Annotated in this window: 16 protein-coding genes; 9 read left to right on the forward strand and 7 right to left on the reverse strand. The window is 71.2% G+C overall.

Annotated elements, in window-relative coordinates:
• Entirely contained in the window at window positions 1-999 is a 999-nt protein-coding gene (gene dhaK / locus IEZ31_RS34735; RefSeq protein ID WP_190254296.1) for a dihydroxyacetone kinase subunit DhaK, read from the reverse strand.
• Between the two features lie 44 nt (window positions 1,000-1,043).
• Between dhaK and dhaM the strand changes: the two genes are divergently transcribed.
• The 7 genes from dhaM (at window position 1,044) to rny (ending at window position 8,680) form a co-directional block, all read left to right on the forward strand.
• The gene (gene dhaM, locus IEZ31_RS34740; RefSeq protein ID WP_190254297.1) at window positions 1,044-1,436 is read left to right on the forward strand and encodes a dihydroxyacetone kinase phosphoryl donor subunit DhaM; all 393 of its coding nucleotides are present in this window, start codon (window positions 1,044-1,046) and stop codon (window positions 1,434-1,436) included.
• Window positions 1,420-1,680, forward strand: coding sequence for an HPr family phosphocarrier protein (locus IEZ31_RS34745; protein WP_190254298.1), 261 nt, complete (start codon window positions 1,420-1,422; stop codon window positions 1,678-1,680). The genes dhaM and IEZ31_RS34745 overlap by 17 nt, the downstream gene beginning before the upstream one ends.
• A 32-nt stretch (window positions 1,681-1,712) precedes the next feature.
• Window positions 1,713-2,981 (forward strand): MFS transporter, encoded by a 1,269-nt coding sequence (locus IEZ31_RS34750; RefSeq protein ID WP_190254299.1) that lies wholly within the window; start codon window positions 1,713-1,715, stop codon window positions 2,979-2,981.
• Window positions 2,982-2,990: 9 nt separating this feature from the next.
• Entirely contained in the window at window positions 2,991-3,191 is a 201-nt protein-coding gene (locus IEZ31_RS34755; protein ID WP_190254300.1) for a DUF3046 domain-containing protein, read from the forward strand.
• A 157-nt stretch (window positions 3,192-3,348) separates the two neighbouring features.
• Window positions 3,349-4,398, forward strand: a complete 1,050-nt coding sequence (gene recA, locus IEZ31_RS34760; protein ID WP_190254329.1) for a recombinase RecA — start codon at window positions 3,349-3,351, stop codon at window positions 4,396-4,398.
• Window positions 4,399-4,773: 375 nt separating this feature from the next.
• Window positions 4,774-5,475 carry a regulatory protein RecX gene (locus tag IEZ31_RS34765; RefSeq protein ID WP_229836112.1) on the forward strand — a complete coding sequence of 234 codons (702 nt, stop codon included), beginning with the start codon at window positions 4,774-4,776 and terminating at the stop codon, window positions 5,473-5,475.
• Window positions 5,476-6,982: 1,507 nt separating this feature from the next.
• A complete protein-coding gene (rny, locus tag IEZ31_RS34770; protein ID WP_444542474.1) occupies window positions 6,983-8,680 on the forward strand; it encodes a ribonuclease Y in 1,698 nt (565 codons plus the stop codon).
• Window positions 8,681-8,754: 74 nt separating this feature from the next.
• Here the strand turns inward: rny and IEZ31_RS34775 are convergent, their stop codons facing one another.
• From IEZ31_RS34775 to IEZ31_RS34795, 5 genes are all read right to left on the reverse strand, one after another.
• A complete protein-coding gene (locus IEZ31_RS34775; RefSeq protein WP_190254301.1) occupies window positions 8,755-11,502 on the reverse strand; it encodes an ABC transporter substrate-binding protein in 2,748 nt (915 codons plus the stop codon).
• 83 nt (window positions 11,503-11,585) lie between these two features.
• A complete protein-coding gene (locus IEZ31_RS34780) occupies window positions 11,586-12,455 on the reverse strand; it encodes an amino acid ABC transporter permease (RefSeq protein WP_190254302.1) in 870 nt (289 codons plus the stop codon).
• Window positions 12,452-13,108 carry an amino acid ABC transporter permease gene (locus IEZ31_RS34785; protein ID WP_190254303.1) on the reverse strand — a complete coding sequence of 219 codons (657 nt, stop codon included), beginning with the start codon at window positions 13,106-13,108 and terminating at the stop codon, window positions 12,452-12,454. The genes IEZ31_RS34780 and IEZ31_RS34785 overlap by 4 nt, the downstream gene beginning before the upstream one ends.
• A 60-nt stretch (window positions 13,109-13,168) precedes the next feature.
• Window positions 13,169-14,137, reverse strand: coding sequence for a glutamate ABC transporter substrate-binding protein (locus IEZ31_RS34790; protein ID WP_190254304.1), 969 nt, complete (start codon window positions 14,135-14,137; stop codon window positions 13,169-13,171).
• A gap of 67 nt (window positions 14,138-14,204) precedes the next feature.
• A complete protein-coding gene (locus IEZ31_RS34795) occupies window positions 14,205-14,948 on the reverse strand; it encodes an amino acid ABC transporter ATP-binding protein (RefSeq protein ID WP_190254332.1) in 744 nt (247 codons plus the stop codon).
• A gap of 115 nt (window positions 14,949-15,063) precedes the next feature.
• On the opposite strand from IEZ31_RS34795, the gene surE reads away from it, so the two are divergent.
• A complete protein-coding gene (surE, locus tag IEZ31_RS34800; protein ID WP_190254305.1) occupies window positions 15,064-15,849 on the forward strand; it encodes a 5'/3'-nucleotidase SurE in 786 nt (261 codons plus the stop codon).
• Window positions 15,850-15,862: 13 nt separating this feature from the next.
• A complete protein-coding gene (gene miaB / locus IEZ31_RS34805) occupies window positions 15,863-17,332 on the forward strand; it encodes a tRNA (N6-isopentenyl adenosine(37)-C2)-methylthiotransferase MiaB (RefSeq protein ID WP_229836107.1) in 1,470 nt (489 codons plus the stop codon).
• A 267-nt stretch (window positions 17,333-17,599) separates the two neighbouring features.
• Here the strand turns inward: miaB and IEZ31_RS34810 are convergent, their stop codons facing one another.
• Window positions 17,600-18,808: a DUF349 domain-containing protein gene (locus IEZ31_RS34810; protein ID WP_190254307.1), complete on the reverse strand. Its 1,209-nt coding sequence runs from the start codon at window positions 18,806-18,808 to the stop codon at window positions 17,600-17,602.
• Window positions 18,809-18,917 lie beyond the last annotated feature (109 nt).

The raw sequence follows: 18,917 nt of genomic DNA on the forward strand, positions 1-18,917 counted from the left end.
TCAGGCCCCCCAGCGCAGGCCGGGCGTGCGGACCGGCGCGTCCCACAGCCGCAGCAGCTCGTCGTCCACCCGGCAGACCGTCAGGGACAGGCCGGCCATGTCGAGGCTGGTCACGTAGTTGCCGACGAGGGAGCGCGCGACGCCCACCCCGGCCTCGTCCAGCAGGCGGGAGATCTCGCCGAACATGAGGTACAACTCGATGAGCGGGGTCGCCCCGAGCCCGTTGACCAGGACGATCGCGGGCTCGCCGGACGGGATCGGCTTGGCGGTCAGGATCGCCTCGACGACCAGCGCCGCGATCTCCTTCGCGGGGCGCAGCTGCTGCCGGCTGCGGCCGGGCTCGCCGTGGATGCCGACGCCGACCTCGATCTCGTCGGCGGGCAGGTCGAACCCGGGCTTGCCGGCGGCGGGCGTGGTGCACGCGGTGAGCGCGACGGCGAACGACGCGGACCGCTCGTTCACGCGGCGGCCGACGGCGGCGACGTCCGCGAGCGGCGCGCCCTCCTCGGCGAGCGCGCCGGCGATCTTCTCGACCAGCAGCGTGGCGCCCGTGCCGCGCCGCCCGGCGGTCCACGTCGAGTCCTCGACCGCGACGTCGTCGTCGACGAGCACCGTCTCGACCCGGATGCCCTCGTCGTCGGCGAGCTCGGCGGCCAGCTCGAAGTTCATGACGTCGCCGGTGTAGTTCTTCACGATGTGCACGACCCCGGCGCCGCCGTCGACGGCCTTCGTGGCGGCGATGATCTGGTCGGGGACCGGCGACGTGAACACCTCGCCCGGGCAGGCGGCGTCGAGCATGCCCGGCCCGACGAACCCGCCGTGCAGCGGCTCGTGCCCCGACCCGCCGCCCGAGACGAGGCCGACCTTGCCCGCCCGGGGCGCGTCGGCGCGCACCACGAACTGCTGGTCGAGGTCCACACGAAGTTCCGGATGCGCGGCGGCCACCCCGGCGAGCGCCTCCCGCACGACGTCCGCGGGGTCGTTCAAGAACTTCTTCATGCCAGTCATTTTGGCGGTACGGCGGGCACATAGCATTGCCCGACATGGGGCAACCGGTGGGAATCGTGCTCGTATCGCACAGTGAGCGGCTGGCGCACGGGCTGCGCGACATGCTCGTCCAGGTGGCGGGCGAGCAGGTGCCGATCGAGGCGGCCGGCGGCACCGACGACGGCGCGCTGGGGACCAGCTACGACCGCATCCTGGTGGCGATCGACCGGGCCGACCGGGGCGCCGGCGTGCTCGTGCTCACCGACCTGGGCAGCGCCGTGCTCACCGCGCAGACCGTGCTCGAGGACCGGGTCGCCAACGACGCCGTGCTGGTCGACGCGCCGTTCGTCGAGGGAGCGGTCGCCGCGGCGGTCCTGGCCAGCACCGGGGCCGACCTGGAGGCCGTCACGCAGGCGGCCGTGGAGGCCCGCGATGTCCGCAAGCTCTGAGCTGCCGGTCGTCCTGCCCGTCGACCTGCACGCCCGCCCTGCCGCGGCACTTGTCCGGGTTGTCGCGGGATTCAGCAGTACCGTCGAAATCTCCCAAAATGGGAAACAGGCCAACGCCAGGAGCGTCCTCGCGGTGATCGGGCTGGGGGCGCGGGCGGGATCGACGGTCGTCGTGCGCGCGACCGGAGACGACGCCGAAGCGGCGCTCAACGCCGTGGCATCGACGCTGGAGAACACCGAGTAAGGAGTGGTGCGGGTCGCGGTGCGTACGCGACGATGTCGTGCGTGACCGCTCTCGCTGCTCCGCCCGCCACCGACGTCCCTCGCCTGCAACGCCGCACGCTCGGCCTGCTGGTCTCGATGCAGGTCGTCGGCGGCCTCGGCGTGGCCAGCGGGGTCTCCGTCGGCGCGCTGCTGGCCGCGTCGATGGCCGGTCCGACGGCCGCGGGCCTGGCCGGCAGCTCGGCCGTGATCGGCGCCGCGTTGATCGCGATCCCGGCCACTCGGCTCATGCGGACCGGCGGGCGGCGGCCCGGGCTGGCGTTCGCGTACGCGGCCGGGGCGCTCGGCGCACTGCTCGTCGCGGCGGCGGTGTGGTGGGACAGCGTGCCGCTGCTGTTCACGGGGACGTTCCTGTTCGGCGGGTCGAGCGCGGCCAACCTGCAGTCGCGGTACGCGGCGGTGGACCTGGCGGCGCCGGACCGGCGGGCGCGGCACCTGTCGGTCGTGGTCTGGGCGACGACGCTCGGCGCGGTGGCGGGGCCGAACCTGGCGCCGTGGGCGGACCGGTGGCTGGCCCGGTTCGGTGTGCCAGAGTACGGGGGGCCGTACTTGTTCAGTTTTGTGGTGTTCGTGCTGGCGTGTCTGGTGTTGCTGGTGTTCTTGCGGCCCGATCCGTTGCTGACGGCTCGTTCCCTGTCCGAAGTTCCGGGCAAATCGGACTCCGCGTCTCGTGGGGTGTGGCGGGCTGCGGTGCGGACGGTCCGGGCGAGCCCCGGGGCGCGGGTCGGGGTCGTGTCGGTCGCGGTCGGCCACGTGGTGATGGTCGGTGTGATGTCGATGACGCCCGTGCACATCGGCGACTACGTGCACGACCACGGCGACCTGCTGCGCGTGGTCGGGCTGGTGATCAGCATCCACATCACCGGGATGTACGCGCTGTCCCCCGTCATCGGCTGGCTCGCCGACCGCTTCGGCCGCCGGCCGGTGATCCTGGGCGGCGTCGGGGTGCTGCTGCTTGCCTGCTTGTTCAGCGGTACCGCCGGCGACAACACCCCGCGGCTGTCCATCGGCCTGGCGCTGCTGGGCCTGGGCTGGGGCTGCACGATGGTGGCCGGTTCGACGCTGCTGACCGAGTCGGTGCCGGTGGAGCAGCGGGCCGGCGTGCAGGGGCTCTCCGACGTCGTGATGGGCGTCGCCGGGGCCTCCGCCGGAGCGCTGGCCGGCGTCGTGGTCGACCTGTTCGGGTACCCGGCGCTGACGGCCGTCGCCGCGGTCGGGGTCGTGCCGTTGCTGGCGATGGTGCTGCGCCGGTCGGCTGCTTAACTTGATGCCGTGCGTTTGACGGATTTCTGGCAGCGACTGGATCAGGTGTTCGGCGTCGGGTACGCGAAGAGCATCGCCCACGACCAGGTGCTGTCCCAGCTCGGGGGCCGCACGATCGACGAGGCGCTCGCCGGCGGGGAGGAGACCGCCGTGGTGTGGCGGGCTGTAGTCGCCGCATACCCGGAGCGTGTCCCTGCCCGCCTGAAGTGATGTTTTTCGGCGTGTCAGCATGTTGATCGTACAGATGTACGGGTACTCTCCTCACTCGTTGGGCGCCACTGCGGCAGTTTTTGTCATACCCGGCGCTTAGCGTGTCAGCGTGACCAAACGAACGCCGACGAAGACCGCGAACCCAGGGGTGACGGACATGGCAGTACAACCCGATCGGGAGAAGGCGCTCACGCTCGCCCTCTCGCAGATCGACAAGCAGTTCGGCAAGGGCTCCGTGATGCGTCTCGGCGAGCGTGTCATTGCCCCACAGGCGGTGATCCCGACCGGCTCGATCGCCCTCGACGTGGCGCTCGGCATCGGCGGCCTGCCCCGCGGCCGGGTGATCGAGGTCTTCGGACCGGAGTCGAGCGGTAAGACGACGGTGGCGCTCCACGCGATCGCCAACGCGCAGGCACAGGGCGGCATCGCGGCGTTCATCGACGCGGAGCACGCGCTCGACCCCGACTACGCCAAGGCGCTCGGCGTCGACACCGACGCGCTGCTCGTCTCCCAGCCGGACACCGGTGAGCAGGCGCTCGAGATCGTCGACATGCTGGTGCGCTCCGGCGCGCTCGACATCATCGTCATCGACTCGGTCGCCGCGCTCGTGCCGCGCGCCGAGATCGAGGGCGAGATGGGCGACAGCCACGTCGGCCTCCAGGCCCGCCTCATGAGCCAGGCGCTGCGGAAGATCACCGGTGCCCTCAACAACTCGGGCACGACGGCGATCTTCATCAACCAGCTGCGGGAGAAGATCGGCGTCATGTTCGGCAGCCCGGAGACCACGACCGGTGGTCGCGCGCTGAAGTTCTACGCGTCGGTCCGCCTCGACGTGCGGCGCATCGAGAGCCTGAAGGACGGCACCGACGTCGTCGGCAACCGGACGCGCGTCAAGGTGGTCAAGAACAAGGTGGCCTCGCCGTTCAAGCAGGCCGAGTTCGACATCATGTATGGCAAGGGCATCTCGCGCGAGGGCTCGCTGATCGACGTCGGCGTCGAGCAGACGATCATCCGCAAGTCCGGCGCGTGGTACACGTACGATGGCGACCAGCTCGGCCAGGGCAAGGAGAACTCGCGCAAGTTCCTGCGCGACAACCCCGACGTGGCGGCCGAGATCGAGAAGAAGATCAAGGAGAAGCTCGGCGTAGGGGTCGGCCAGGCCACCGACGCGGCCGGCGGGCCGGAGACTGCTTCCGTCGACTTCTGATCGGCGTTGCTGATCGTCGCCGAGACCACCCGGTGCCGGCGGGCGTGGGCCAAGCCGCGCCAGGCCGGCACCGGGTCTCGGTGCTCTGCAGAGCGCTGGCTACGGGGGCCGGAGGTGAACGGTATGCCGGACGACGGCGAGATCGCGCTGCCGTCGTGGTTGGTCGACGCGCAGAACGACGACGGGCCGAATCCCTGGCTGTCGCCGCCTGCGGCGGATGCGCGGCCGGCTCGGGCGGGGATGAGCCGGGAGCGCCGAAAACCCGAGGTGCCGTCGTGGGCGGGGCCGGAGTCGGGGACCGGGTCGCCTTGGGCGGACGCGGTGCCCGGTGCGCCGGCTGATGCTGCCGCCGGGGACGCTCGCGTGGACGCCCCGGTGGCTCGTGTTCCGGATGGCCGCTCGGCCGGGGGGCGGGCTCGGGACGCTCGGAGCGCTCGGGGGCGAGCGCGGGGGGATCGGAGCGCTCGGCCGGATCGTGCCGGGGCCCCGGATCGCGCCGGGGCTGCGGATCGGTCGGGGCGCGGTGCGTCGCCGGTTGATCCGCGGGAGGCGGCGCGGGAGATCTGCCTGCGGCAGCTGGCGATCCGGCCCCGCACTCGGGCGGAGCTGGCCACCGCGATGCGCAAGCGCGGCGTGGACGACGAGATCGCCACGGAGATCCTCGACCGGTATGACGAGGTGGGCATCATCGACGACGCCGCCTTCGCCCGGGCGTGGGTGAGCAGCCGGCACCACGGGCGGGGCCTGTCCCGCCGGGCGCTGGCGGGCGAACTGCGGCGCAAGGGCGTCTCGTCGGACGAGGTCGGGGAGGCGCTGGAGCAGGTCGCCCCGGACGTGGAGGAGGAGACGGCGCGGGCGCTGGTGGTACGCCGCCTGCGGGTCGAGTCGAGGTCCACTCCCGAGGTGGCGTTCCGGAGGATCGTGGGGATGCTGGCCCGGAAGGGGTATCCGCCCGGGCTCGCCATCCGCCTGGTCAAGGAGGCCATGTCCGAGCGCGACGCCGAGGCGGCCGAGTTCGCGGAGGCTGTCGACCCGGACGCGCTGGCCGACGCCACGTACGACCCGGACGCCGGCTGACCCTGCCGCCTCGCACGTCGGCCGCTGGGGCGCGTGGTTGCCCGCGAACGTGCGGGCTGTCCGTCCGCGCGCCCGCCGTGGGCCTCGTGCTCGCCGCGTGTGTGCCGCCTGCCCGTCTGACCGCCTGTCCATGTGCGGTCGGGCTGTTCGCACGCCTGCTTGAGCGGTGCCGGCTTCGTCCGCCCGCTTGCCGAGGGCCTGCCTGGCCACCCGCTGGTTCCCGCGTGTCCGGCCGCCCACTTGCTGTCCACTTGATGGCCCGGCCACCCGATTGCCACAGGTGTCCGTTCGTATGCCGGGTACCGGCAGGTTCTGGGCGTTTCTGCCGGTTGGCCGTTCATGATCGCGGACGTTTGTGGGTCGTACTCGACACGGAAGACCTCGGCGGAGGGTGATCGTGACCAGTGGCTGGCTGCCGGGTAGCTTCTACGACGGTCGTCGATGGGGTGTTGGCCGGGACCACGCACTGTGGTGGAATGGTCGCTGGTTCTTGGGTCGCCGCGGTGGCGCGTTGTTGTTACTCGGTCACCTCACGTCGAACATTGGTGCCGCTCGTCGGTTGACATGCCGGAAACATCCGGGCAAAAGACCCTGATAGGGTGTTTCGGCCGGGGAAGGTACTTGACGGACTTACGTCCCGTATGGTGCCCGATCATGAGTCCTTGACCGAAGCGCCCTTGACGACCTAGCCTCGGCGTTACCAGATGGAGACCGCCCAACCACCGCGGGTTTACCGCACAACATAGATCGCGTCACAGATCAGCAACACTTACGAGATTTTGCACTGGAACGATGCGCCGCGCCTTGCGGGAGGTGGCGGCGCTGGCAGCGACCCAGCAGCGGGGCTTTCTAAGCCTCGATATCGATGTACCTTGATGGCACCTAGGTCGGGCGTCTCCTCCCCATCACCCGCGTCGCACCTCGTTGTGCGGCGCCGAGCGGAGCGAGGTGACGTCGTGACGGAATGCGCCCGTGTCATCCTCTGCGACCCGAACGCCCCACCGGGCGGCCGCGCCGGTCGGGCCGAAGCCGTCCGGGATACCGTGGACATGTCCGGCACCGCCGACGCCGCGGACGATCCCACCAGCGAACGCCGTAGGGCCCTAGCCGTCCAGACGTGGCGCGGCGCCGGAGCCTTGGGTGCCGGTGGAGCTGACACTCTCGGGAAGAGTGGCGCCCCCGACCAGCCCGGCGAGCGAGGCGAGTCCGACGAGCGAGGCGAGTCCAGCGAGCGAGGCCCGAAGACCCGCGGGCCGGCCCGGAGGCGCCGCCGCAAGGCCGGCAGAGAGCGCCGGGACGCAGCCGCAGGCCGGGCTGGAAGGTCTGTTGCAGTAACGGTGCGCGGTGGGGATTGTGTGCCTCCGCCGCACGCCGGGCAAGGCGTGCGCACACAGAACAGTGGGGCCTACCGCTTCGAGGTGACCGCGTGACCGGGCAGATCGTCCTGACGGCCGCCGTGGCCGTCCTCGTCGTCGTGGTTGTCGTCGTGCTCGTCGCGGCGCTCAAGGTGATCCGCAAGCTCAACGTTCCCCTGGGACCGGTGCAGGTCCCCGCGGATGATCCCGCCTTCCTCGCCGAGAAGGATCGGCAGGAGCACTCGCTCGCCAGCCTCCGGACGGCGGCCGAGGACGCGACCGCGGCGGTCGACGAGGCGCGGGCGGCCGCGGCGGCGGCGCGGACCGAGGCGGCGGCGGCCAAGGCCGAGGCCAGCGCCGCCCGGTCGGAGGCGCGCCGGATCCTCGACGCGGCCCGGGCCGAGGCCGACTCGCTGCTCGAGCGGGCCCACCGGCAGGCCGAGGCCGACGCCGAGCAGGCCCGGGCGGCGGCGCGGAAGGCGGGCGAGCGCGAGGTCAACCAGCTCACCGCCGTGGCGAAGGAGCAGTCGCAGGACGCCGAGCGGCGGCAGCGGCGGCTCGACGAGCGGGAGCGGCTGCTGGCCGAGGAGGCCGAGCGGCTGGCGGAGCGGGACCGGCGCATCAGCGGTACCGAGGCGGATCTGGCGGACCGGGAGGGCAACGCGGTCCGGCGGGAGGCCGAGCTCGCGGAGGGCGAGGAGCGGCACCGCGCCGAGCTGGAGCGGATCGCCGGGCTCACCGCCGACGCGGCCCGGGTCGAGGTCGTCGAGACGATCGAGGGGCAGGCCAAGCGCGAGGCGGCGCTGCTCGTGCGGGACATCGAGAACGACGCGCGGAACACGGCCGAGCAGCGGGCCCGGCACATCGTCGTCGACGCCATCCAGCGGGTCGCCAGCGAGCAGACCGCGGAGAGCGTGGTCAGCGTGCTGCACCTGCCCAGCGACGAGATGAAGGGCCGGATCATCGGCCGCGAGGGGCGCAATATCCGGGCGTTCGAGTCGACGACCGGGGTCAACCTCATCATCGACGACACGCCCGAGGCGGTGCTGCTCTCCTGCTTCGACCCGGTGCGGCGCGAGATCGGGCGGCTGACGCTGGAGAAGCTGGTGCTCGACGGGCGGATCCACCCGCACCGCATCGAGGAGGTCTTCGAGCAGGCGAAGCACGAGGTGGAGCGCCTCTGCCTGCGCGCGGCCGAGGATGCGCTGGTCGAGGTGGGCATCACCGACCTCCACCCGGAGCTCATGACGCTGCTCGGGCGTCTCCGGTACCGCACCAGCTACGGCCAGAACGTCCTCAAGCACCTCGTGGAGACCGCCCACATTGCCGGCATCATGGCCTCCGAGCTGCGCCTGGACCCCGCGCTCATCAAGCGCTGCGCGTTCCTGCACGACATCGGCAAGGCGCTCACGCACGAGGTCGAGGGCAGCCACGCGCTCATCGGGGCCGACGTGGCCCGCAAGTACGGCGAGTCGGACGAGGTCGTGCACGCGATCGAGGCCCACCACAACGAGGTGCTGCCGCAGACCATCGAGGCGGTCCTGACGCAGGCCAGCGACGCCTGCTCCGGCGGGCGTCCGGGCGCGCGGCGGGAGAGCCTGGAGGCGTACGTCAAGCGCCTCGAGCGCATCGAGGAGATCGCCGGCGGCAAGTCCGGCGTCGAGAAGGTCTTCGCGATGCAGGCCGGCCGCGAGATCCGGGTCATGGTCCGCCCCGACGACGTGGACGACATCGGGGCGGCCGTGCTGGCCCGCGACGTGGCGAAGCAGATCGAGGAGGAGCTGACCTACCCCGGCCAGATCCGCGTCACCGTCGTGCGCGAGTCCCGCGTCACGGAGATCGCCCGTTAAGGCCTGTTCATAGCTGGGCCCGCCGCGGCCCGGCCTCAGTGACGAACAGGCCGCAGTCGAGTCCGGACCAGGACCTACGCCGGCGGGATCGCCGTGTCGATCTTCATGTAGGGGTTTGCCACCTTGTAGGACCAGATGACCGGGTCGGGGACGTCGAGGTTGCCGCTCGCGTCGAACTTGATCTCCCGAGCCACGCCCTTGCCGGTGTACGCGCGGACGTACTTCACCATGTCCTCCCGCGTGGCCTTGCCGGCCTGCAGGCCCGCCAGGAACACGTTGGCGGCGTCGTACGACTCCGGGCCGTAGTAGGTGGGCGTCTGCTCGAACTTCGCCTGGTACTTCGAGGCGAAGTCCCCGCCCGCCTTCTCGGCCGGCAGGCAGGGGCAGGTCGCGATGAGGCCGTCGGCGACACCGGCGGTGTTGTTGACGAAGCCCTGCGTGAACACCTTGTCGGAGGAGACGATCGGGAAGTTCGGCTTGGCCGTGCGCAGCGCCTTGACGAAGACGGCGCCGTCGTCGGCCTGGCCGGCGAAGTACACCGCGTCGTTGCCGCCGTCGGTGACCTGCTTGACCGCCGACGCGAAGTCCTTGTCGGCCCGCTTGATCGACACGGTCGTGCCGGCCAGGCTGCCCAGCGTGTTGGACACCGCCTTGCGCCCGACCTCGCCGAAGGCGGTGTCGTCGTAGACGATCGCGATCTTCTTGGCCTTGATCGTGTTCTTGAGGTACCGCGCGCCGGCATTGGCCTGGTCCTCGTCGGAGCCGATGATCCGGTAGAACGTGCCCCAGCCCATGGTCGTCAGGTCCACGTCCGCCGCGAACGGCGCGATCATCGGGATGCCGGCCGTGTTGAGGATCGGGCCGGCGCTGATGATCTCGTTGCGGTACACCGGACCGATCACGCCGATGATCTTCGAGTCGGCGACGAGGTCGTTGGCCTTCGACTTGCTGAGGTCTTCCTTGCCCTGCGTGTCGAACTCAGCGAAGGTCACGGGGCAGTCGGTGTGCTTCAGGTTGTACTCGTCGACCGCCATCCGGACGCTGTTGCGCATCATGATGCCGTCGTCCGAGCCGGTGCCCGACGCCATGCCGAGGTACGCGATCTTGTAACCGCACGCGGGGGAGGCGGGCGGCGCCGCGGCCTGCGACGTGCCGCCGTCGCCGCCCGGGGTCTCGCCTCCGCCGCCGTTGCGGTTGCCGAACCACACGATCCCGCCGATGACCAGCAGCAGCGCGAGCACGCCACCGCCGATCGCCAGGAAGGTGCCGGTCCGCTTCTGCGGCGGCGGAGGAGGCGGAGCCTGCCATGGGGGAGTCTGCTGTACCACCGGAGGCACCACCACCGGCGGGCGCTGCTGCACGACGGGGGGCGGCGGCGGCTGGTACACGGGCGGGCGCTGCTGCGGGAACGCCACGGGCGGGCGCTGCATCGGCGGCGGGCTCACCGGCGGCGTGCTGACGGGCGGCGGGCTCACCGGCGGCGTGCTCACCGGAGGAGGCGTCTGCTGCGCCGGCACCGCCGGCATCGTGCCGGTCTGCAGCACCGGCGGCAGGTGCGGGGTCATCGACGGCATGCTGAACGCCGGCGACACGGGCTGGCCGGACACCGGGGCGGCCGAGACCGGCGCGGCCGCCACGTCGCCGCTCACCTCCATGCCCCCGCCCGACGTGGGGCGCGGGCCGCCGGAGGTCGGCGACGGGACGATCGGCGTGCCGGTGGTGCCGCCGACCGAGGCCCGCCCGGTCGGCGGGGCCAGGTGCAGCGCGCCCTCGGCGACGACCAGCTCGGGCTGCTCGATCGCGGTCGGGGCCAGGCCCAGCGCGCGGTGCAGGAGGGTGGCGGCGAGCGGGATGCGGCTCGAACCGCCGACCAGGAAGACGGCCGCGACCTGCGACTGGGCGGCGCCGGCCGACTGGATGGCGATCTGGGTGGCGGTCACCGTCCGGTCGAGGATCGGCTTGGCGAGCTGCTCCAGCTGCTCCCGGCCGATCGGCACGCTCTCGTCGAAGAGGGGCACGTGGACGTACGTCGTCGCGGCCCGGCTCAGCATCTCCTTGGCCAGCCGGGCGTCCTCCCACAGTTGCCAGGCGGCCCGGCGGTCGGACTCGCTCTCCGGGTTGGTGAGCCGGCGCCACTGGTCGCCCTCGCGGCCGGCGAAGTTGCGCCCGAGGTACGCCACGACGGCCGCGTCGACGTCGAGGCCGCCCGCGTCGGGGAGGCCCTCGCTCACCAGCATGTCGAAGCCGCCGCCGGCGTTGCGGCGCACGACGCTCGCGTCGAAGGTGCCGGCGCCGAAGTCGTAGACGACGGCGATGCCGCCGACAGGCACGTGCGTGCCAACGGTGCCCACGAAATAGGAGGCGGCGGCGACCGGCTCGGAGGACAGCAGCGGCGCGGGCAGGCCGGCGGCCGTGGCGGCCTGGGCGAGCGTCTGGCGGCGCTGCTGCGGCCAGGTCGCCGGGTGGGTGATGTTGACCTGGCCCGGCTTGGCGCCCGCGACCCGCTCGGCCTCGGTGGTGACCCGGCGCAGCACGCTCGCGACGAGCTCCAGCACGGGCACGTCGCGCTCGCCCAGCCAGACGGTCCCCTCCTCGACCCGCCGCTTGGGATACGGCTCGAACCGGTGCGGCTGGAGGCGCGCCGAGTGCATGGCGTCACGCCCGGTGAGGATCGTGCCGTCGGCGTTGACGTACACCGCCGACGGCAGCAACGGCGAGCCGTCGAAGAGCAGTGGCTTCGTTCGCCCGTCCGGCCAGCGCAGGACGGCGACGGTGTTCGAGGTGCCGAAGTCGATGCCTAGCCTGAAGCCACTGTCCGCCACGCGGGCAGCGTACGCAGCGGACGCAACCTTGCCAATGCCGGGTCCAGAGCCGACTGGCCCCGACCGAAATGGGCTAGAGCTGCTCAAACGGCCGCACTGCCGGTCTCGGTGGTCACCGGAACGGGCCGGGCGGTGGTCTTGATGCTGCGGCTCCCGCGGTTCATGCGCCGCTGCAGCCACCACGCGAACCAGCTCAGCAGGCCGCAGGTCGCGATATAGATCGCCGCGACGATGAGGTAGCTCGGCACGTACGGCAGCCCGAACGCGAGCCGGCCGCCGATCTGCTTGCCCACGAACAGCAGCTCGGGCACGGTGATGATGAAGCCGAGCGCCGTGTCCTTGAGCAGCACGACGAGCTGGCTGACGATCGCCGGGAGCATCGAGCGCACCGCCTGCGGGAGCAGGATGAGCGTCATGACCTGCGTCTTGCGCATGCCGATCGCGTAGGCGGCCTCCGACTGGCCGCGGGCGACCGCCTCGATGCCGGCCCGGAAGATCTCGGCGAGCACGGAGCCGTTGTACAGCGTGAGCCCGACCACAAGCGGCCAGAACGGCTCGATCTTGAAGCCGAGCTGGAGCGGGCCGTAGTAGGCGAAGAAGATCAGGATCAGCAGCGGGATCGCGCGGAAGAGCTCGACGACGACCGTCGACGGCGCGCGGAACCACGCGTGGTCGCTCAGCCGGGCGGCGGCGAAGATCGCGCCGAACAGCAGTGCCAGGACCGCCGCGGCACCGGCCGCGCGCAGCGTGGTCAGGTAGCCGTCGAGCAGCTGCTCCTGGATCGCCGTGTACTGGAACTGCTGCCACTTGATCGCGTCGAACTGGCCCGTCTCGTTGAAGCGCCACACGATGTACACGAGGAGCGCCACGATCCCGACGGCGCTCACCACGCCGATGATCCGGTTGCGGATCCGCGCCTTGGGGCCGGGCAGGTCATAGAGGACGTTCGTCATCGCGCGACCTTCCAGCGCTGCTCCAGCCGCCGCTGCAGGTAGACCAGCGGGGCGATGATGACCAGGAAGCCGATGGTGACCCAGAGCAGGACCTGGATCTGGTTCTCGCCGCGCTCGGCCAGGTAGGCCCGGATGGCGCCGGCCTCGGCGACCGAGAAACCGGCCGCGATCGTGGTGTTCTTCAGCATCGCGATGAGCACGCTCATCATCGGCGGCACGATGTTGCGGAACGCCTGCGGCAGCACGACCGAGCCGAGCACCTGCGTGAACGTCATGCCGAGCGCGCGGGCGGCCTCGGCCTGCCCGACCGGCACCGTGTTGATGCCGGAGCGCAGCACCTCGCAGACGAACGCGCTGGTGTAGGCGATGAGTGCGACGCAGGCGCTCGGGAAGTAGTCGATGTTGACGTCGAGCTTCGGCACCGCGAAGACGAGCAGCGCGAAGACCAGCGTCAGCGGCGTGTTGCGCAGCAGCAGCACGTACGACGTGCCGAACGCGCGCAGCGCCGGGACCGGCGACACCCGCATCGCGGCGAGCAGCGTGCCGACGACCAGGGAGCCCGCGGCGGCGATCAGGAACAGCTCGACTGTCGCCAGGAAGTGCGGGCCGATGATGTCCCAGTTGTCGGTGAGAACACTGAGGAACGAACCCATGCAGACCTCGGTCTTCGATGGAAGGGGCGCCGCGCGAGCGGCGCCCCTTCACGGTGTCGACTAGTACTTCTCGAGCGCCGGCGGCTTGCCCGCGGAGCCGGACTTGCCGAGCGTTCCGTCGTAGATCTTCTGCCACGTGCCGTCGCCGAACGCCGACTCCAGGGCCGCGTTGATCGCGTCACGCAGGGCCTTGTCGTCGTGGTTCAGGCCGATGCCGTACTTCTCGGGGTACGGCTGGCTCGTCGCCGGGTTGATGAACGGCTTGCCGACGACCTTGAGCAGCGAAGGGTTCTGCGCCGCGTAGCCCTTGAGGATCGCGTCGTCGGTGGTGACCGCGTCGACCTTCTTGTCGATCAGCTGGGACACGCACTCCGAGTAGGTGGCGAACTCGACGATCTTGCCGCCGGGCTCGGTCAGCTTCTGGTCGCGCACCCGCTGGATCGGGGTGGAGCCGGTCACCGAGCAGACCGTCTTGCCCTTGATCGAGTCGGAGCCGGTGATCGACGAGTCGTCCTTGCGGACCAGCAGGTCCTGCGCGGCGATGAAGTACGGGCCGGCGAAGGAGACGTCGGCCTTGCGCTTGTCGGTGATCGAGTAGGTGCCGACGTAGTAGTCGATCTCACCGCTCTTGATCGCCGTCTCGCGGTTGGCGGACGGGATCTCCTTGAACTCGATCTTGGCCGGGTCGACGCCCAGCTTCGACGCGATGTACTGCGCGATCTCGATGTCGAAGCCGCAGCGCTTGCCGCTGGCGTCCTTGTAGCCCAGGTTCGGCTGGTCGAACTTCACGCCGACGACGACCTTCGAGGCCGACTTGATCTTGTCGTACGTCGGGCTGCCCGTGATGGCGACGTTGCTCGCCGGCGTGAACGTCGTCCCGGACGAGGTGCAGGCGTCGCTGGCCGGCGCGTTCGAACCCGTGGCGCCACCGGGGGTCTCGGGGACCGGGTCGCCCTCCTTGCCACAGGCGGCAAGGCCCAGCGCCAGCGTGGCGACGGCGGCAACCGCCGCGATCCGCGTGATTCGCATGTCTTGCGTGCTCCTTCCATTACCGCTAAGCCGCCCGGGATCGCCGGGCGGCCGGGAAACGCACCGGTCAGTGCGTCAGGATCTTCGAGAGGAAGTCTTTGGCGCGGTCGCTGCGGGGATTCGCGAAGAAGTCGGCGGGCGGTGCCTCCTCCACCAACTGGCCGTCGGCCATGAAGACGACGCGGTTGGCGGCGTGGCGGGCGAAGCCCATCTCGTGGGTGACCACGACCATGGTCATGCCCTCCCGCGCCAGCCCGGTCATCACGTCGAGGACCTCGCCGACCATCTCCGGGTCGAGGGCGCTCGTCGGCTCGTCGAAGAGCATGGCCTTCGGCTGCATGGCCAGGGCGCGGGCGATCGCCGCGCGCTGCTGCTGGCCGCCGGAGAGCTGCGCCGGGTACTTCTGGGCCTGCTGCCCGATGCCCACCCGGTCGAGCAGCGACATGGCCCGCTCGCGCACCACGGCCGCCTTCTCCTTGCGCACCTTGACCGGGCCGAGCATCACGTTCTCCAGCACGGTCTTGTGCGCGAAGAGGTTGAACGACTGGAAGACCATGCCGACCTCGCTGCGCAGGCGCGCGAGCGGCCGGCCCTCTTCGGGCAGGCGCGTGCCGTCGAAGACGATCTCGCCCTGGCTGATGGGCTCCAGTCGGTTGATCGCGCGGCACAGCGTCGACTTGCCCGAACCGGAGGGCCCGACGACCACCACGACCTCGCCACGGCCGATCGACAGGTTGATGTCCCTCAGAACGTGCAACTCGCCGAACCACTTGTTCACGCCATTGAGCACGATCAAAGGTTCGTCCGTCATCGTCCGCCTCACTGCGTCGGTCGCTTTCGTGGAAACGTTAGCGGTGCCAATACCCTCGATCCGCCGCGAAGCGGTCACGGACGGATAACGGCGGCACCCTGCGACACTGTTGACCATGCGAATCCTGGTCACGAACGACGATGGCATCGACAGTCCCGGCCTGCACGCCCTCGCCGCGACCGCCGTCCGCTTCGGGCACGAGGTCGTCGTCGCGGCTCCGGCGAAGGAGGCCAGCGGTGCCAGTGCGTCACTCACCGCGGTCGACGCGGGGGGACGCATCGCCATGGCCGAGCGGATGCTGCCGGGGGTGCTGTCGGCGGTACCGGCGTTCGCCGTCTCCGCGTCGCCCGCGTTCATCGTCCTCATCGCGACCCGGGGCGCGTTCGGCGAGCCGCCGGACGTGGTCCTGTCGGGGATCAACCGCGGGCCGAACACCGGCGCCGCCGTGCTGCACTCCGGCACCGTCGGAGCGGCGTTCACCGCGGTCGACAACGGCTGCCGGGCGATGGCCGTCTCCCTGGCCGTCTCCTTCGACCCGCGGTCCGACGCGGTGCCGCACTGGGACACCGCCGCCGAGGTGGCCGGCGACCTCATGCCGCTGCTCACCGGCCCGTTCGTGCTCAACGTCAACGTCCCCAACGTCGAGGCGGGCGCCCTGCGCGGCTACCGGCGGGCCCACCTCGCCGAGTTCGGCACGGTCCAGATGACGCTGCTGGAGCAGGGCCACGGCTACGTGCGCATGTCCCTGGAGCAGCTCGACTCCGGCGCGGAGCCGGGCAGCGACGACGCGTGGCTGTTGGACGGGTATGTCGCGGTCACCCCGATCCGCCCGCCGCACGAGGCGGTGGACGTACCGCTGCCCGGGTTGGTGGATCCGGCCGGCGACCACGTCGGGGGCTAGACTTCACGCTGCCATGACTGCTTCCCGCACCTTCAAGGTGATCACGTACGGCTGCCAGATGAATGCGCACGACTCCGAGCGCATCTCCGGGCTGCTGGAGGACGCCGGCTACGTGCCGGTGGGCGCCGACGCCGACCCCGACGTCGTCGTGTTCAACACCTGCGCGGTGCGGGAGAACGCGGACAACCGGCTCTACGGCAACCTCGGGCACCTGCGCCCGACAAAGAACGCGAAGCCGGACATGCAGATCGCCGTGGGCGGCTGCCTGGCCCAGAAGGACCGCGGCGAGATCGTCCGCAAGGCGCCCTGGGTCGACGTCGTGTTCGGCACGCACAACATCGGCTCGCTGCCGGTGCTGCTGGAGCGCGCCCGGCACAACGCCTCGGCCGAGGTCGAGATCCTGGAGTCGCTGGAGGTCTTCCCCTCCACCCTCCCGACCCGCCGCGAGTCGACCTACGCCGGCTGGGTGTCGATCTCGGTGGGCTGCAACAACACGTGCACCTTCTGCATCGTCCCCGCCCTGCGCGGCAAGGAGAAGGACCGCCGGCCGGGCGACATCCTGGCCGAGGTCCGGGCGTTGGCCGCCGAGGGTGTGCTGGAGGTGACGCTGCTCGGCCAGAACGTGAACTCGTACGGGGTCGAGTTCGGCGACCGCTTGGCCTTCGGCAAGCTCCTGCGGGCCTGCGGGGACGTCGAGGGCCTGGAGCGGGTCCGCTTCACCAGCCCGCACCCGAAGGACTTCACCGACGACGTGATCGCGGCGATGGCCGAGACGCCGAACGTCTGCCACTCCCTGCACATGCCGCTCCAGTCGGGCTCCGACACGGTCCTGCGCGCGATGCGCCGCTCGTACCGTTCCTCGCGCTACCTGGAGATCATCGACAAGGTCCGCGCCGCGATGCCCGACGCCGCCATCACGACGGACATCATCGTCGGCTTCCCGGGCGAGACCGACGACGACTTCGAGCGCACCCTCGACGTGGTCCGCGCGGCCCGTTACTCGAGCGCCTTCACCTTCCAGTATTCGAAGCGTCCCGGCACCCCGGCCGCCACCATGGACGACCAGGTGCCGAAGGCCGTGGTGCAGGAGCGCTACGACCGCCTGATCGCCACCCTCGAAGAGATCAGCTGGGACGAGAACAAGAAGCTGGTCGGCTCGTCGCTCGAGGTGCTGGTCGCGGTCGGTGAGGGCCGCAAGGACGGCGCGACGGGCCGCCTGTCGGGCCGCGCGCGCGACGGCCGCCTGGTCCACTTCGCGGCCGACCCGGCGGCGGGCATCCGCCCGGGGGACATCGTTCACACCACGGTCACCTACGCCGCCCCTCACCACCTGAACGCGGACGGTCCGATCCTCACCCACCGCCGCACCCGGGCGGGCGACGCCTGGGCGGCCGGCCGGGTGACCCGCACGCCGGGGGTGACGCTGGGCATGCCGACGATCGGCGCCCCGCCGCCGCAGCCCGCGGCGACGACCTGCGGCTGACCGCCGCCCGCCTCCGCATTCTCCGGCAGCCGCCCCGCCCCCCGCCCCGGCTCATGATCGTGGGAAACATCTGGTTGCCGGGGGACAGCCAAGTTCTCCGCACGATCATGGGCGCGGACCGGGGCTCCGGCCGCGGTTCGGCGCGGATTGGCCGAACTGCCCGCGGTGACCGGGGCGGAAAACGACGTTGACCACTACACGCAGGACGCGTGTAGTGGTCAACTTTTTTATGTCGGACGGGCTGTGCCCGTCACTGAGGATGCCTCGTCAGCCGGTGTGCTCGGCCATCGCCAGGAACTTGCGCTTCGACTCCAGGGCCTTCTCCGCCTCCCGGATGCGGCGCTGGTCGCCCGCCGCCTGGGCGCTCGCCAGCTGCTGCTCCGCCCGCGCCACCTGCTCGCGCATCTGGGCCAGGAGGGGGCTCGCCTCGGGCGGGGTGCGGCGCCAGGCCGCGTCCATCGCCGTCTTCACCTTGTCCTCGACCGCGCGCAGGCGACGGTCCAGGCCGGTCTGCGCCTCGCGCGGGACCCGCCCGACATCGTGCCAGGTGCCCTGGATCTCCCGCAGCTTGGCCTGGGCGGCCTTCGGGTCGCCGTCGATGTCGAGGCTCTCGGCCTGGGCGAGCAGCTCCTGCTTGCGGTCCAGGTTGCCCTTGAACTCGGCGTCGCGGGCGCTGAAGACGTCCGAGCGGCGCTTGAAGAAGGCGTCCTGGGCCGCGCGGAACCGCTCCCAGAGGCGCTGCTCGGTCTCCTTCGCGGCGCGCGGCGCGGCCTTCCACTCGGTCATGAGCTCCTTGAGGCGGGCGGCGGTCGCGTTCCACTCGGTGGAGTCGGCGATCTGCTCGGCCTCGGTGACCAGCTCTTCCTTGCGGCTCTGGGCCTGCTTGCGGCTCGCGTCGAGGGACGCGAAGTGGGCGCCGCGGCGGCGGGTGAAGGCGTCGCGAGCGGCAGCGTACCGCTTCCAGAGCTCGCCCTCGGCCTTCTTCTCGACGCCGTGGATCGACTTCCACTCGTCGAGGATCTCCTTGAGGCGGTCGCCGGCCGTCTTCCAGCCGGTCGCCTCGGCGGCGATCTGCTCGGCCTCCTCGACCAGGCCGGTCTTGCGGGCCAGGGCCTCGGCGCGGGCCGCGTCGCGCGCCGCGCGGGCGGCGCCGGCCTTCTCCTCGGCGATCGTGGTCAGCTTGTCGAGCCGGGCGGCGAGCCCGTCGATGTCGCCGACGACGTGCGCCTCGTCCAGGCCGCTGCGCAGGCGGCGAATCGTGGACAGCGACTGACCGGCGTCGGCCGCCCCGCTGCCGAGCCGCGCCTCGATGAGGTCGACCTCGGTCACCAGATCGGCGAACCGGCGCGCGAAGTGCGCGAGGCCCTCCTCCGGCGTCCCGGCTTGCCAGGAGCCGATGGCTCGTTCCCCCGCGGCCGTCTTCACGAACACGTTGCCGTCAGCGTCGATCCGTCCAAACGTCGTAGGCTCGCTCATCTGCCATCCTCGCTCCCGGCGCCCGCAGGATCGGGTATCCCACCGTCGCGCCGCCATCGCACAGCAAAGTTCCCCAGGGCATTGTCACAGGTGTGCCCCGGGGCCGGTC

The organism is Dactylosporangium sucinum, from assembly GCF_014647515.1.
Classification (GTDB): Bacteria; Actinomycetota; Actinomycetes; order Mycobacteriales; family Micromonosporaceae; genus Dactylosporangium; species Dactylosporangium sucinum.